This is a genomic window from Algoriphagus boseongensis (assembly GCF_004362805.1).
Taxonomy (GTDB): Bacteria; Bacteroidota; Bacteroidia; order Cytophagales; family Cyclobacteriaceae; genus Algoriphagus; species Algoriphagus boseongensis.
Map to the genome: position 1 here is coordinate 357,981 of NZ_SNYF01000008.1, position 14,526 is coordinate 372,506.

At 41.1% G+C, this 14,526-nt stretch carries 13 protein-coding genes; 11 read left to right on the top strand and 2 right to left on the bottom strand.

All coding sequences use genetic code 11. The annotated features are described in order from the left end of the window. Window positions 1–11 precede the first annotated feature (11 nt). Window positions 12–4,568: a translocation/assembly module TamB domain-containing protein gene (locus tag DFQ04_RS15360; RefSeq protein ID WP_133557461.1), complete on the bottom strand. Its 4,557-nt coding sequence runs from the start codon at window positions 4,566–4,568 to the stop codon at window positions 12–14. Window positions 4,569–4,615: 47 nt separating this feature from the next. Between DFQ04_RS15360 and tsaD the strand changes: the two genes are divergently transcribed. Genes tsaD through DFQ04_RS15380 form a run of 4 tightly spaced genes read left to right on the top strand, consistent with a single transcriptional unit; the run spans window position 4,616 to window position 7,384 of the window. Continuing rightward, entirely contained in the window at window positions 4,616–5,629 is a 1,014-nt protein-coding gene (gene tsaD / locus DFQ04_RS15365; protein ID WP_133557463.1) for a tRNA (adenosine(37)-N6)-threonylcarbamoyltransferase complex transferase subunit TsaD, read from the top strand. Between the two features lies 1 nt (window position 5,630). Continuing rightward, complete coding sequence (smpB, locus tag DFQ04_RS15370; protein ID WP_133557465.1) at window positions 5,631–6,101, top strand: SsrA-binding protein; 471 nt, start codon at window positions 5,631–5,633, stop codon at window positions 6,099–6,101. Then, on the top strand, window positions 6,064–6,861 hold the full coding sequence (locus tag DFQ04_RS15375; protein WP_133557467.1) for an SH3 domain-containing protein: 798 nt from the start codon (window positions 6,064–6,066) through the stop codon (window positions 6,859–6,861). Before smpB ends, DFQ04_RS15375 begins: the two co-directional genes overlap by 38 nt. A 4-nt stretch (window positions 6,862–6,865) precedes the next feature. After that, a complete protein-coding gene (locus DFQ04_RS15380) occupies window positions 6,866–7,384 on the top strand; it encodes an HNH endonuclease (RefSeq protein ID WP_133557469.1) in 519 nt (172 codons plus the stop codon). On the opposite strand, the gene DFQ04_RS15385 is transcribed toward DFQ04_RS15380, so the two are convergent. Next, window positions 7,381–7,608, bottom strand: a complete 228-nt coding sequence (locus DFQ04_RS15385; RefSeq protein WP_133557471.1) for a hypothetical protein — start codon at window positions 7,606–7,608, stop codon at window positions 7,381–7,383. The genes DFQ04_RS15380 and DFQ04_RS15385 overlap by 4 nt on opposite strands. Window positions 7,609–7,855: 247 nt before the next feature. Between DFQ04_RS15385 and DFQ04_RS15390 the strand changes: the two genes are divergently transcribed. The 7 genes from DFQ04_RS15390 (at window position 7,856) to trpA (ending at window position 14,476) form a co-directional block, all read left to right on the top strand. Then, window positions 7,856–9,268: an anthranilate synthase component I family protein gene (locus DFQ04_RS15390; RefSeq protein ID WP_133557473.1), complete on the top strand. Its 1,413-nt coding sequence runs from the start codon at window positions 7,856–7,858 to the stop codon at window positions 9,266–9,268. Between the two features lie 12 nt (window positions 9,269–9,280). Continuing rightward, window positions 9,281–9,847 (top strand): anthranilate synthase component II, encoded by a 567-nt coding sequence (locus tag DFQ04_RS15395; RefSeq protein WP_133557475.1) that lies wholly within the window; start codon window positions 9,281–9,283, stop codon window positions 9,845–9,847. A 22-nt stretch (window positions 9,848–9,869) separates the two neighbouring features. Continuing rightward, window positions 9,870–10,880 carry an anthranilate phosphoribosyltransferase gene (trpD, locus tag DFQ04_RS15400; RefSeq protein WP_133557477.1) on the top strand — a complete coding sequence of 337 codons (1,011 nt, stop codon included), beginning with the start codon at window positions 9,870–9,872 and terminating at the stop codon, window positions 10,878–10,880. 10 nt (window positions 10,881–10,890) lie between these two features. Then, complete coding sequence (gene trpC, locus DFQ04_RS15405) at window positions 10,891–11,712, top strand: indole-3-glycerol phosphate synthase TrpC (RefSeq protein WP_133557479.1); 822 nt, start codon at window positions 10,891–10,893, stop codon at window positions 11,710–11,712. Further along, window positions 11,712–12,338, top strand: a complete 627-nt coding sequence (locus DFQ04_RS15410) for a phosphoribosylanthranilate isomerase (RefSeq protein ID WP_133557481.1) — start codon at window positions 11,712–11,714, stop codon at window positions 12,336–12,338. Before trpC ends, DFQ04_RS15410 begins: the two co-directional genes overlap by 1 nt. 46 nt (window positions 12,339–12,384) lie before the next feature. Then, complete coding sequence (gene trpB, locus DFQ04_RS15415) at window positions 12,385–13,563, top strand: tryptophan synthase subunit beta (RefSeq protein ID WP_133557483.1); 1,179 nt, start codon at window positions 12,385–12,387, stop codon at window positions 13,561–13,563. A gap of 136 nt (window positions 13,564–13,699) precedes the next feature. Beyond that, window positions 13,700–14,476: a tryptophan synthase subunit alpha gene (gene trpA / locus DFQ04_RS15420; protein WP_133557486.1), complete on the top strand. Its 777-nt coding sequence runs from the start codon at window positions 13,700–13,702 to the stop codon at window positions 14,474–14,476. Window positions 14,477–14,526: the final 50 nt, after the last annotated feature.

Sequence of the window (14,526 nt, forward strand, 5' to 3'; positions counted from 1 at the left end):
CGGGTAATTGTTTAAAAATCTTCTTTTCTAGGAATAGTTTTCTCCTGGATTACTGGGCTTGGATTTTCCTTATTCAAAGGAAGTTTTTCCAGATCTATAGGTTTCCAATTTCCATCCTTTTGGTAATCCTGGCGAAGAAAATCATCCGTATCGTTGATGGTCATTTTAGCAGCTTTCTTACCCGTTATTTTCTTGAAGAGTTCTGAAAAGGAGTTGAAGGAAACGTTTTGTGTGACCGAAGCTCCGTAAGTGAGAAGGTTTTGGGAAAGGGAAAGTGAGGTGAATGTATTATAATTGTTTCGATTGAAGACCCTTAATCGATAAACCCCATCCTCAGTCAACATATATTCCGCCTGCCAATCTCCGATGATTGAAGCGGCGCTTGCATTTCCCTGATTATCAGTAAATCCTCCATCTCTTGATACTCTCAATCTGCCATCCAAGAAAGTGTAGGCTACGCTCAACTGGAAATTTTCTAATGTGTTTTGATCCAAGGTTGCCAAGTCGATATTGATTTCCAGATTCTTATCCATTTGGCTGATGAACGTGTTCAGCTGGGAAGAGAGTAGATTACTTAAACTGGATGAAATGTTGGAAACCCCTGACAATTGGCCTGGAGGTGAGAACTGCCGGGTCATAATAACGGAAAATACCTGCCGATTCATCTCCTGGTCATCCGAAGCGACTCGGCTCTGAAATGCCGAAATCGTGGTCTGCACATCGCCTCCTGAAGGATATTGAGAAAAATCAAAACCAAAAGAGATGTTTGGTGACATGAGTTCTCCATCCAAATTCATAGTCACCTTGAGAGGATAGCGTCGTCTCATTTGGCTATTTTCCGAACCAGTGGTATTAGTCAAAAGAGGCTGTAGGGAAACATTGTCATCATAGACTGCCCTGATATTCATGATTCCCTCATAAGGATTTCCAAACCAGGTGATTTGGCTTCCCGCTTCTATGTCAAATTCCTTTTTCACCACATTGTAGAGGGAGAAATTATATTTCCCTTGGGTGATTTCATAATTTCCCGATAGTCCGAAATTACCCTGGGTATCAATATTCATGGTTAAAACCCCACGACCTCTTCCCTGAATACTTTCCCCGGTTTTAGGATCAATGATGATCTCCACAAAAGCATCCGGGGTCACATCCATTACAAAATTCATTTGGATGTTTTGGATATCCAGACGGTTTACTTCCTCAGCCAAAGCATTGATCCGTACCGTGTCCTGAATATTGATGATCTGGATAAATTCCTCCTGGAACTGATCGTTGCTGCTTGTCAAAGGAATATAGACTCTGGTATTTGGATCGGAGGTAACTCTTGCTGTGATGTCCAGATTATTAGTGCTTCCTCTTACTGAAAGTGTTCCTGTCGCATAGGCAGTCCCAAAGAAGGATTCATTGTCGCTAGCTGTTGTATTTAATACTTGGAAACCTGTCAATCTGGAATTGATATCCAGATAAATATTGCTAAAACCTTGATGGTTCAGACCACCTGTAAAAGTTGCCCTGTTTCCATTGACATCTCTAAAGACGAGATCCCTAAAGCTGATTTGAGTTGGCTGAAAAAGAATACTACCGTCAGCTAAATAGGAGGTATTTAGGTAATTGATATGCAATTTGGCTTCATTCAGTCTTCCCGAACCGATTACCTCTGGGCTGGATAAACTTCCTCTGATCTGAAGATTTCCCGTGACCGTACCACCTAACTGAGTGATGTATTTGGAAAGGAAGGGTTCGAAGATTACCAGGTTGGCGGCGTCCAGCCTAGCCTCCAAGTCCAAGGTGTTGTATTCCAGACCTATGATTCCATTGATATCAATTTTCTTGGAACCAAGGAATTCATTTTCCACTGATAAAATCAGATTGGATTCATCCAAGTCTGCTCGTGCTGCCAGATCTCCAACAGGAAATTGGTTTATTTCTGTATCCTTGATTGTCAAAACACTTTTAATTTTTGCCTGATTCATCAAGTCCGAAAGCAAAATTGACCCATTGGCTATTCCATCAAACTCATAGGGTATGACCGTATTGAGGATATCGATATTTACCTCGCTAATATCAATTTTAAGTATGTCCAATGGATTAGGACTAATCTTTCCACCTATTGCCAAAAACTGCTCATCATTGAAGATTTTAAGGTTTTCGATTTGAATCTCACCATTTGAGATGGTGACTTGATTTTGACTGTCAAACTGCCATTCCCGATTTAAAACCTGAAGCAAGGAGGGGTTAAATTTCAATCTGGTGGAGTTTGCCGAAAATGCCGCTTCCGCATTGATTCTAGCTTTACTCTGTGTGGAATCCTGATCCAAACTCAGTTGGATATCTAGGTTGTCCCTATCCCAAATAGCCTCAAACCCAAAATTGGTGAAGTTGAGTTTTTCCTGAACCGACTGTTCCTTAGAATACACATAAAAAGAGGCCAAAATATCCTCACTGTTTATCAGCTTGGAAGTGTTAAAGTCAATGTTAATTGCTTTTGCAGTATTGCCATTGAAATCAAGCTGGTCAATGCTGGTAAAAAAGTTGAAAACCGTATTTTCCGGGGTTTGGTAAAATGCCCCTTCCAGAATGGTATTTTCTGAAATCCTCAAATTCGGCTCAAAAAGCTGAATAATAGGATTAATGTCCAGCATCTTGACATTTAAGTCTAGGTTGTAGCTTTCGGAGAAAAACTCCTCTAGGTTGGCCACTGGTTGAGGTTCATTTAGAAGAATAGCCAAGTATTGACTTCCCAGCATTTGCAGGTCCCGAGACATCCGATCCAGGTTAAACTGTCCAGAGGCTGCCGCTACGACATAATCAGAATTGAGAGAAAGAGTCCGGGTACCACCTGCGAAAAGGGACTGGAAAAATGCGCTGCCAAGTTCCAAGAAACGGTCCTCATAGCCGATTTTCATATCGGTGAGTTTTACAATTCCTTGAATGTCATCCAGCTCAATTCCTTTGGTGTTAATGTCAACCTTTCCTGATATAAAAGCAGGCTTTTCTGTTAAATTGATTTGATCTAAAAACACCGTATCTATTGATGCTATCATCTGAACAGAATCGATGGATTCTTTCAGGTTAAAATATCCTTTCAGAGAGGCTTTTAAATTCGGATCATTGATGGTCAAATTACCTCTGAAAAGGTCCAATCCGTAAGCTGCGTCAGTTCGGATTTGGGTATAGTTGTAGCCATTTATTCCAATTTGACTTATTCTGGCATCAAGGTCCAGAACTAGATTTTCGATCGAATTACCCTTTAAATTCACTCTTCCTTCAAGAGATAATTTCTGCAAGAGTTCCTTGTTTTCAGCAAGTACTCCCAAATCCAAATTCTGGATTTTAACATTTGAAACGATTGTAGGAATGTCTTTGACCATGTCATAATTCACCCGACCCGTGAGGTTCCCAATACTGGTTTGAAATTTACCATTGGTTGTAAACCTGGAAGGCAAACCGGTAAAATCTGCATCAAATCTGATCAGGTTGAATTTATTGATTTCCTTTTGGATGGAGGTAGGTAAATAAGGGGAAAGGTCTCTAGAGGAAACCACAGAATTTTTCAGTGAAAGATTAAGGTAGGTCTTTTCAAAATCTGGAAGACCATCTAGGTAGAAAGATCCAAAAATTGCAGTTTTTTGGCCTAGCCTGACTAAAAACTCATCTGATTTGATGTCAGAAACAGGTCCTATTACCTCTCCACTGAGGAAGATTTCATCCTCAATTTCTGGCAATGCTGTAGCGAAGAGTTGCAAGTCTTTCACATAGATTTTGGTCTCTTCCAACCTTGCCGTGATTTTGACCTGATCCATAAATTCGGAATAGCCTTGAGGTCCTATCAAATCGAGCCGCAAGTAGTTTTTGATATGACTCTTTTCAGTTTTTAAACTGAGATTAGCCAATTCTAAAAATTTCGGATCGTAGGTAAGATCAGTTTTAAGTTCTTGGATTTTTAAGCCGGAATTTTTCTCTACACCTGAAAGCATTTTCAGCTTGATTCCAATCTGTGAACCCTCCAATTTGAAATCCTCAGCGTTCCCCGTCAATTCAATGAATTGAAGGTGACTGTAATCCATTCCTTCGGCTACAGGCGCAACATTGTAATCAATTAGAGAAAATTCCGATTGCCGAAGTTCAATTTTACTGATGTAGAATTTGGCAGTAGAAGAGGTAGTATCCGATGAACCGAAAAGTTCGCTTAGCTCAGTGGTCCACAGGTTGATATTCATCACACTATCCCCCGGATGGGTTAGGAGATTTACTCTCGCTTTTTCCAAGCGCACCTGATCAATGACAGGATCTCCAGGAGGCAATAAAGACAGCAAGGCAAAGTCTGCGTGGACTTTTTCTGCCCCAATCATCAGACTGTCGTGAGGATCTGTGATTCTTACATTTTCCAATTCAAGAGCATCCCACCAAGTCAGGCGAATCTTGCCAATCTCTGTAGTAAATTCTGAATTATCATTGAGGTATCCGGTGACTTTATCGATCAGCCAATTTTGTACAAAGGTGACCTGCAGTAGCAAAGCCAAGGTCACAATCAATAAAAGGGTAGAAAAGATCACCCATGACAGCACTCGCAGAGCTTTGTGTAAAAAATCCGTAACTTTCGGGCTCTTTTCCAATGGGTACCAAAGATATTACTATTCTAGCTATTGAATCCTCGTGTGACGAGACTTCTGCCTCTATTATCTTAAATGGCAAAGTACTTAATAATATTGTGGCCACACAATCAGTCCACGAAAAATATGGGGGAGTTGTTCCCGAGTTGGCTTCCCGTGCCCACCAGGAAAATTTAATTCCCGTGATCCATGAAGCCATTTCTACCTCGGGAATTTCCAAGTCAGATCTTACCGCTGTAGCCTTTACAAGAGGACCTGGATTAATGGGATCCTTACTTGTTGGGGTAAGTTTTGCGAAAGCTTTTGCTCAATCGCTCAATATTCCTTTGATCGATGTGAATCACATGCAGGCGCATGTTTTGGCACATTTTATAGAAGATCCGAAACCGAAATTCCCTTTTATCTGCCTGACTGTGAGTGGGGGACATACGCAACTTGTGTTGGTGAAAGATTACCTGCAAATGGAAGTAATCGGCCAAACTCAAGATGATGCGGTGGGTGAAGCTTTTGATAAGACTGCCAAACTCCTCGGGTTGCCGTATCCGGGAGGTCCCTTAATTGACAAGCATGCTAAGGAAGGAAATCCTAAAGCTTTTGAGTTCCCAATCACCCGAATGCCGGGATTGAATTATTCTTTCTCAGGAATCAAGACTGCAGTACTTTATTTTCTTCGGGATAAACTTCAGGAAAACCCGAAATTCATCGAGGAGAATTTGAATGATCTCTGTGCCAGCATTCAATATTCTTTGATCCAAATGTTATTGATCAAGCTGAAAGAGGCAGTCAAAGAATATAAGGTCAAGGAAATCGCCATTGCAGGTGGAGTATCTGCAAATTCAGGTTTGAGAAACACCCTTACCCAATTAGCCAAAGAAAAAGGCTGGAACCTTTACATCCCTAAATTCGAATATTGTACAGATAATGCCGCTATGATTGCAATGGCAGCGCATTACAAGTACCTTCAAGGTGAATTTGTCGGTATGGATGTCACACCATTGGCAAAAATGAAATTCTGAAATGTCCGCTAAGCCAAATAGATTCGAAAAGTCAGTCAATATCAAGAACAAGAAAGCGAGTTTTGAATTCGAGTTCATTGATACCTATGTGGCTGGACTGATGCTGAAAGGCACGGAAATCAAGTCCATTCGGGAGGGGAAAGTTTCCTTGACAGAGGCTTATTGTGTTTTTCATCAGGGAGAATTGTACATCAGGCAAATGCATATTTCTCCCTACAGTATGGCAGCTAGCTATAACCACGATGCGGTAAGGGAAAGAAAACTCCTGCTGAATAAAAAAGAATTAGAAAAGCTGGAAACTAAGTCGGCTGAAAAGGGGCTTGCAATCATTCCGGTTCGTATATTTATCAATGACCGAGGCAAAGCCAAAATGGAAATTGCCTTGGCCAAAGGAAAAAAACTCCACGATAAAAGACAGGACCTGAAGGAAAAAGATGCAAAAAGGGAGCTCCAAAGAATGGCCTTTGATTGATGCTTATGGGATTTGTCGGCAGACAATTTTACCAGTTTATCGGCAACCCACTTTTGATTCTGCGCTAGTTACTCAATTACTTTTTGGCGAATGCTACCAAATAGTCGGACTGACTTCTGATCGGGAATGGTTCAGGGTTTATCATGAGGATACCGGAATAGGGGGATGGGTTTGGGCTAAACTCATCAAAGAAATTACAGGAGAAGAATATCAGAAATTTTCCAATCAGGATTTTCAGGTCGTAACCAGTCCGATTGCTGCAATCGAATATTTAGGGACAAACCTTTATTTACTTCCCGGTAGCCGACTTCATTTTTCTGAAGTAGAATTATTCAATTGGCAGGATCATATTGGGTTTACCGGAAATTATCGTCCCCATGCCTTGAAAGCAAGTCGGGAGGAGTTTCTGGAAATAGCACTCCGCTATTTAAATGCACCATTTCAAGCCGGGGGGAGAAGTATTTTTGGCTTGGATGAAGAATTGGGATTTGCACTGATTTATGGAATTGCTGGCTACTCTTGGATTTCTGGAAAAATTCCTGGGAAAAGTGTGGAGCCAGAGCAGGTAGTTCCGGGAGATCTTTTTATTTTCAGAGACTTAGAAAAAAAGGAATCCCATTTTGGAATTTTTATTGGAGCCGAAGAAATCCTCTGGATGGACAATAAAATGAAAGTTTCTGATCTGGATGAATGGGAAGACTTTCTGAGAAACAATTCAAACGAACAGGTGGTTTTCGATGCAAGATCTATTTTAGGATAAGGGAATGGAAAAGAGAGTTTTGGTACTGAATTTAGATCATTCGCCAGTAGCTGTGGTTAGTCCTCAGAAAGCTATTGTTTTGGTTTTGCTAGAAAAAGCAAACGTGCTTTCCACTTATGATTTATTGGAAATCCGAACTGTCAGCAGAAGTTTTGAATATCCTGCCGTAATCAGACTCACGCATTATAAAAATATCCCTTATCGAGGAGTCTTGCTGAATCGAATGAATCTCTTTCGTAGGGATAAAGGAGAATGCCAGTATTGTGGAAGCAAAAGACATTTGACTATTGATCATATTGTCCCAAGGTCTAAAGGAGGCAAAACCACGTGGACTAACCTCATCACAGCCTGCAATCGCTGCAATGTCAATAAAGGTGACAAGACTCCGGAGCAAGCAGGCTTGGTGTTGAGATCAGAGCCTTTCAAACCCTCACTTTCTCACTTTTTAGCCGAATATGCGGAGCGGAGAGCGGAAGAATGGCTACCCTACTTAGCTTCAAGAACAATTAATTCCGAGGTTTAGGCTTTTGACAAGAGAAGCTGGAATTCCAAAGGGCTGCAAGGTTGGAATTCATCTTCTTTAAGGTCATCAAAAATTTCCTCGTCGGCTTCGATTTCTGTTTTCTCAATCTTTCCATCAGGATGAACAATAAGTTCAATCCCAGTCCAATCCCCTGGGTTGACCATAACCAAAACCTGATAATCTTCAAAAATCCGCTTGAAATACTGAGAAATTGCCTTTGCCATTGATGTCAACTTAATTTTTTTTCAAAAATAACCCGAAATAATTAGAATGAGATTTTGTGGATTCCGATCTGTTCCTAAATTTGTCTCAATCTTATGAAAACAATCGCAAACAAATACTGGTGGTGGCATTCTGAATCTTTCCAAGGGAAAGTACAGCAAGCCGTTGCCTAATTTTGCGCAACACATAGTATCAAAGGCTTACTGGATTTCCCAGTAAGCCTTTTTTCATGTCAAAAAATAACCTCGAATGAACCATTTGAAATTTCCAATTCTGACTACTTATCGAAAGCGACTCGCTGATACGATTACGCCTGTGAGTATTTATCTGCAGATTCGGGATCGTTTTGCCAATCCGATCTTGCTGGAAAGTTCCGATTATCATGGGCAGGAAAACAGTTATTCTTTCATCTGTTTCAATCCTCTCGCCACCTTTAGCTTTAATGCAGGAACTGTCAAAGAGTTTTTACCAACAGGTGAGACCGTCCAATATGAAGTATCCGAGAAAAATAGGCTAATGGATTGCTTGCGGGCTTTTGGAAATAAATTTGATCCAACTCCAGACACCCTGAAATTCAGTACTAATGGGCTTTTTGGTTATATCCAGTATGATACAGTAGCATGGTTTGAAGACATCAAACTCAGTAAAACCAAACCTTCAGATGTGCCGATGATGCAATATTCGATGTATCAGAACATCATTGTGGTGGATCATTACAAAAACGAATTGCACCTATTCGAACATCGGGTTGCTGGGGCTGATAACCCTGAGTATATCTCAGAGATAGAACAATTACTAAACAACAAAAACATTCCAGCCTATTCCTTCAAAAAAGTTGGTGAGGAGGTATCAAACTATACGGATGAGGAATTCTTGAAAATTCTGAATCAAGGTCGGGAGCATTGTTTTCGTGGAGATGTTTTTCAAATAGTTCTTTCCAGAAGATTTACCACTGAATTTAAGGGCGATGAATTTAATGTCTATCGTGCGCTCAGATCAGTAAACCCTTCTCCCTATCTATTCTATTTTGATTACGGATCATTTAAGGTTTTTGGAAGTTCTCCCGAAGCTCAGATTGTAGTCAAAAGCAAAAAGGCTACAATCTATCCTATCGCCGGAACTTTCAGAAGAACAGGCAATGATGCAGAGGATGCGATTTTAGCTAGAAAGCTCTATGATGACCCCAAGGAAAATTCCGAGCACGTGATGCTCGTGGATTTGGCCAGAAATGATTTGTCCCGTTCCTCAGATGTTGTAAATGTGGAGGTATTTAAAGAAATCCAATATTATTCTCATGTGATTCATTTGGTTTCGAAGGTTACCGGAGAATTACCTGCCGGAGCAAATCCGCTCCAATTGGTTGCCGATACCTTTCCTGCAGGCACACTTTCTGGTGCTCCAAAATACCGTGCAATGCAGTTAATTGATGAATTGGAAAATATCAGCCGCCAATTCTACGGAGGAGCGATTGGTTATCTGGGATTTAACGGGGACTTCAATCATGCCATTTTGATTAGGTCTTTTGTTTCTGAAAATAATCAACTCCGTTTTCAGGCTGGTGCAGGAGTTGTCGCTAAATCTTCCATTCCTTCAGAGCTCCAAGAAGTAGCCAATAAGTTGGAGGCACTGCGAGTGGCTCTTAGAGCGGCAGAAAATATTTGAACCTATTGAACCATGAAAATACTGGTACTTGATAATTACGATTCCTTCACCTACAATCTGGTTTACATTGTCAGACAATTAGGCTATGCGGAGGTGATGGATGTCTTTAGGAATGATAAGATTTCCCTGGAAGATGTGTCTCAATATGATAAAATCATTCTTTCTCCTGGTCCAGGGGTTCCTTCGGAGGCGGGGATTATGCCGGAGTTGTTGAAAAGGTATTCTTCCACTAAGTCGATTCTAGGTGTTTGCCTTGGACATCAGGCCATTGGGGAAGCTTTTGGAGGAAGTTTGATAAATCTCTCCGAAGTTCTTCATGGTGTTGCCTCTACGGTGAAAGTAGAAAAGGATCTTTTATTTGAAGGCATGCCGGATACCTTTAAGATTGGAAGGTATCATTCTTGGGTTATTGATGAATCAACTCTATCTCCTGAACTGGAAGTGATCGCCCGCACTCCAGACAAACAAATCATGGCGGTCCGTCATAAAACCTTTGCTGTCAGAGGGGTTCAGTTTCACCCAGAAAGTATTCTCACAGAAAACGGAATAAAAATTGTCCAGAATTGGTTAGAATCTTGATTCTGCCCAAAATCACCCAACCATGAAAGAAGTACTTAATCACCTAATAGAGCATAAAACCCTCTCTCAAGAAGAGTCAAAAGAAGTCCTGAAAAATCTGGCTTCCGGAGCTTATAATTCCAGTCAGGTGGCTGCTTTTATGACAGTCTACTTGATGCGATCTATTACTGTGGAGGAGTTAAGAGGATTTAGAGAGGCGATGCTGGAACTTTGTATCCCTGTCGAAATTGCTGAATATGACGCCATGGATCTTTGCGGGACAGGAGGAGACGGAAAAGATACCTTTAATATTTCCACCTTGTCTTCATTTGTAGTAGCCGGTGCTGGGCAAAATGTAGCCAAGCATGGAAATACTGGGGTTTCCTCCATTTGTGGTTCTTCTAATTTGTTGGCCTACTTTGGTTATGAGTTTACCAATGATATTTCAGAGATCAGAAGATCATTGGAAGAGGCAGGAATTTGTTTTTTACATGCTCCTCTTTTTCACCCGGCGATGAAAAATGTTGCACCGATCCGAAAAGAGTTGGGGGTGAAAACCTTCTTCAACATGCTCGGTCCAATGGTGAATCCAAGTTTCCCGGATAAGCAACTGGTAGGCGTGTTTAGCTTGGAATTAGCAAGGCTTTATGCCTATCTCTATCAGGAATCTGAAGCTCAGTTTTCCATTCTGCATGCCTTGGATGGATATGATGAGATTTCTCTCACGGGGGCCTTCAAGATGATTTCTAATTCTGGAGAAAAGGTTTTCCAGCCCGAACAAATTGGCTTGTCAAAGCTTACCGCGGAAAGCATCAAAGGAGGGGAGACAGTACAAGAATCAGCCAAGATTTTTGAAAATATTCTGAAAGGGAAAGGCTCCAAATCCCAAAATGAAGTGGTTTTAGCCAATTCTGCAGCAGCTTTGGTCACTGCAAATCCTGCTTTGTCTTTTCCAGAAGCAGTGGCTATAGCCGAGGAGGTTTTGATGAGCGGAAAGGCTTTAAAAGTTTTCAATGGCTTAGTCAACCCAAAAACAACAGTTTCACTAGCATAAGATTAAAACAATGAATATCCTGGATAAAATAATCGCAGATAAGTATAAAGAAGTAGAGGAGAAGAAGAGCTTGGTTCCAGTGAAATTGCTCGAGAAGAGTGTTTATTTCCCTGGTTCAGTGGTTTCGATGAAAAAATATGTGACCCAACCTGACAAGTCCGGTATTATCGCGGAATTCAAAAGAAAATCTCCTTCCAAGGGAATGATCAATGGAGCTGCAAGTGTGGAAACAGTAAGCATAGGATATATGCAAGCTGAGGCTTCGGCATTATCCATTTTGACTGATAAAGAGTATTTCGGTGGTACAAATGAAGACTTGAAAATTGCTCGGAAATTCAACTTCTGTCCTATCCTTCGAAAGGATTTTGTAGTAGATGAATACCAAATCATTGAAGCTAAATCCATAGGAGCCGATTGCATCTTATTGATCGCTGCTGCTTTGGAACCGGAAAAATTGAAGTCTTTAGCCTATTTCGCCAAAAGCCTCGGATTGGAAGTATTGATGGAGGTTCATGATGGGGAGGAATTGGAAAGAAGCCTTTGCGACGGATTGGATTTGGTGGGAGTAAATAACAGAAACCTTAAAACTTTTGAGGTTTCTCTGGATACTTCACTGGCTTTGGTCAATCAAATACCAAACTCATTTGTCAAGATTTCTGAAAGTGGAATTTCTGATCCAAAAACTTTGATCCAATTGAGCGAAGCTGGATTTGATGGGTTTTTGATAGGAGAAAACTTTATGAAATCAGCACGCCCGGAGCAGGCAGCTTACAATTTCATCAAAGAGTTTAAAAAATTAAAATCCAAAGAATCCGAACCTAGCCAAGCCTGATGGAAATCAAAGTTTGCGGGATGCGGGAGCCGGAAAATATCCGGGAATTGATAAAAGTGATTCAACCCGATTGGATGGGTTTGATCTTTTATCCTAAATCACCACGATTCGTTTCGCTTGAAAACCAAGCCTGGATTTCATCTTTGGAAGTCAAAAAAGTTGGGGTTTTCGTAAACGAAAATGAAGAGGAAATACTTCGCAAGATTCAGGATTTCAAGCTTTCCGCAGTTCAATTGCATGGGCAGGAAAGTCCGGATTTTGTAAAATCGTTGGCGAGCAAAACTGAGGTTGAACTTTGGAAGGTGGTTTCGGTGAAGGAGGAAATAGAGTGGGATAGGCTTAAAGAGTATGAGTCTTTAGTGGATAAATTTCTCTTTGATACAGCTTCTGTTTCCCATGGTGGGACAGGGAGAAGATTTGATTGGACTTATTTGAAAACTTATCCCTTCAACAAAGGATTTCTACTAGGTGGAGGCTTGGAAGAGGGAATTGAGGAAGAAATTTTAGCTTTGGCAGCCGAAATCCCCACACTCATTGGAGTGGATTTGAATTCCAAATTTGAAGTTGCTCCTGGGCTCAAGAATATTGAAAAATTAAAGCGTTTTAAAGAAAATATTAGACCATAGCTGAGGGTCCATAGTTTATGGACTGCTAACTATCAACTTGAAGAATATGATACGTGTAGATGAAAAGGGCTTTTATGGCAAATTTGGAGGAGCATATATTCCCGAAATGCTTTACCCCAATGTGGAGGAATTAAAGGAAAATTATGAAGCGATTATGGCTTCTGAGGATTTCCAGAAGGAATTTCGAAGCCTGTTAAAAGACTACGTAGGAAGGCCAACACCTCTTTATTTAGCCAATCGGCTTTCGGAAAAATATGGCGCTAAAATTTATCTAAAGCGGGAAGATCTTTGTCATACTGGTGCACACAAGGTCAATAATACCATAGGTCAAATCTTGTTAGCTAAGCGCTTGGGCAAAAAGCGAATCATCGCAGAAACAGGAGCTGGACAACATGGGGTAGCGACCGCTACGGTTTGTGCACTGATGGGCATGGACTGCACGGTTTACATGGGAGAAATAGACATTGCAAGGCAAAGACCGAATGTGGAGCGAATGAAGATCTTGGGGGCAAAGGTGGTTCCTGCTACCTCCGGTTCAAAAACCCTTAAGGATGCCACTAATGAAGCCATGCGTGCTTGGATCAATAATCCAGTCGATACCCACTATATCATTGGATCAGTTGTAGGTCCACACCCTTATCCAGAGATGGTTGCCAGATTTCAATCTGTGATATCTGAAGAGATTAGATGGCAATTGAAGGAAAAAGAAGGTAGAGAGAATCCGGATATAGTTATTGCCTGTGTAGGAGGTGGATCCAATGCTGCTGGCGCTTTTTATCATTATTACAATACTCCTGAAGTTCGTTTGGTCGCCGCTGAAGCAGCAGGCCTTGGCGTGAGTTCTGGAAAATCAGCCGCTACTACTGCTCTTGGAACTCCAGGCATTTTACATGGATCCAAAACGATTTTGATGCAAACTGAAGATGGACAGGTAGTGGAGCCACATTCCATTTCTGCTGGCTTGGATTACCCTGGAATCGGCCCAGTTCACGCGCATCTATTCGATATCGGTAGAGGCGAATTTGTGGCAGTTGAAGATAAGGATGCTATGGCAGCAGGGATCGAGTTGAGTCGCTTGGAAGGAATAATCCCTGCAATTGAATCAGCTCATGCTATCTATGCCCTAAATCAGATCGAATATGGAAAAGATGATATCATTGTAATCAATCTTTCCGGTAGAGGAGATAAGGACTTGGAGACTTATATCAAGTGGGGAGGATATTGAAATTCTAGAATTCAGAATTACGATTTACGAGGTAAAACTGAACTTCAACTCGGATTTCCAAGGCTTTTACTTGTGGAAAAGGAGTTGGAGGATCAACTAGGCATCGTAATTCGTAACTCGTAACCCGTATTTAAAAATGAATCGCATACATTACCTATTTAACCATAAAAAGGAGCGCGTCCTCTCCATCTATTTTACCGCTGGATTTCCAAATCTGGAGGATACGGTTTCTATCATGGAAGCTATCCAAGCGGGTGGGGCAGATATCATCGAGATTGGAGTTCCTTATTCTGATCCAGTTGCCGATGGTCCTACCATTCAGGACAGCAATAAAATTGCCTTGGACAATGGCATGACCATGAAGTTGCTTTTTGAGCAGCTCATTGGATTTCGGGCAAAAATCCATCTCCCAGTTGTTTTGATGGGGTATTTGAACCCGATCATCCAATTTGGAATGGAGGAGTTTTGTCAAAAATGTAAGGAAGTGGGAGTGGACGGGTTGATCGTGCCAGATTTACCTATGCAGCAGTATTTGGATGAATACAAAGCCTTATTCGATCAATTCGGAATCGTCAATACTTTCTTGATTTCTCCACAGACTTCTGAAAAGCGAATCCGGGAAATCGATGAAAACACCGATGGGTTTATCTACATGGTTTCTTCGCATTCCATCACAGGAGCTAAAGCGGAAATTTCAGAAGAACAGATCACCTATTTCAAGCGAGTGGAGGAAATGAATCTCAAGAATCCTAGACTGATAGGATTTGGTATTTCAGATTCAGAAACTTTCAGCACAGCGTCCAAGTATAGCAATGGAGCCATCATCGGATCGGCTTTTATCAAAGTGATTAAAGATTCCAAAAACCTGAGCGAAGACATCCAGAAGTATTTAAAAGGAGTTAAAGCTCAGTGAGCAACTATAAACTACATACAATTTCAGAATTTTGATTTACGATTTATGAC

Coding starts and splice junctions, on each gene's coding strand:
- DFQ04_RS15410 (WP_133557481.1), top strand. CDS start 11,712: ATGGAAATCAAAGTTTGCGGGATGCGGGAGCCGGAAAATATCCGGGAA.
- DFQ04_RS15395 (WP_133557475.1), top strand. CDS start 9,281: ATGAAAATACTGGTACTTGATAATTACGATTCCTTCACCTACAATCTG.
- DFQ04_RS15390 (WP_133557473.1), top strand. CDS start 7,856: ATGAACCATTTGAAATTTCCAATTCTGACTACTTATCGAAAGCGACTC.
- DFQ04_RS15375 (WP_133557467.1), top strand. CDS start 6,064: ATGCAAAAAGGGAGCTCCAAAGAATGGCCTTTGATTGATGCTTATGGG.
- DFQ04_RS15380 (WP_133557469.1), top strand. CDS start 6,866: ATGGAAAAGAGAGTTTTGGTACTGAATTTAGATCATTCGCCAGTAGCT.
- trpB (WP_133557483.1), top strand. CDS start 12,385: ATGATACGTGTAGATGAAAAGGGCTTTTATGGCAAATTTGGAGGAGCA.
- DFQ04_RS15385 (WP_133557471.1), bottom strand. CDS start 7,608: ATGGCAAAGGCAATTTCTCAGTATTTCAAGCGGATTTTTGAAGATTAT.
- smpB (WP_133557465.1), top strand. CDS start 5,631: ATGTCCGCTAAGCCAAATAGATTCGAAAAGTCAGTCAATATCAAGAAC.
- trpC (WP_133557479.1), top strand. CDS start 10,891: ATGAATATCCTGGATAAAATAATCGCAGATAAGTATAAAGAAGTAGAG.
- trpA (WP_133557486.1), top strand. CDS start 13,700: ATGAATCGCATACATTACCTATTTAACCATAAAAAGGAGCGCGTCCTC.
- tsaD (WP_133557463.1), top strand. CDS start 4,616: ATGGGTACCAAAGATATTACTATTCTAGCTATTGAATCCTCGTGTGAC.
- trpD (WP_133557477.1), top strand. CDS start 9,870: ATGAAAGAAGTACTTAATCACCTAATAGAGCATAAAACCCTCTCTCAA.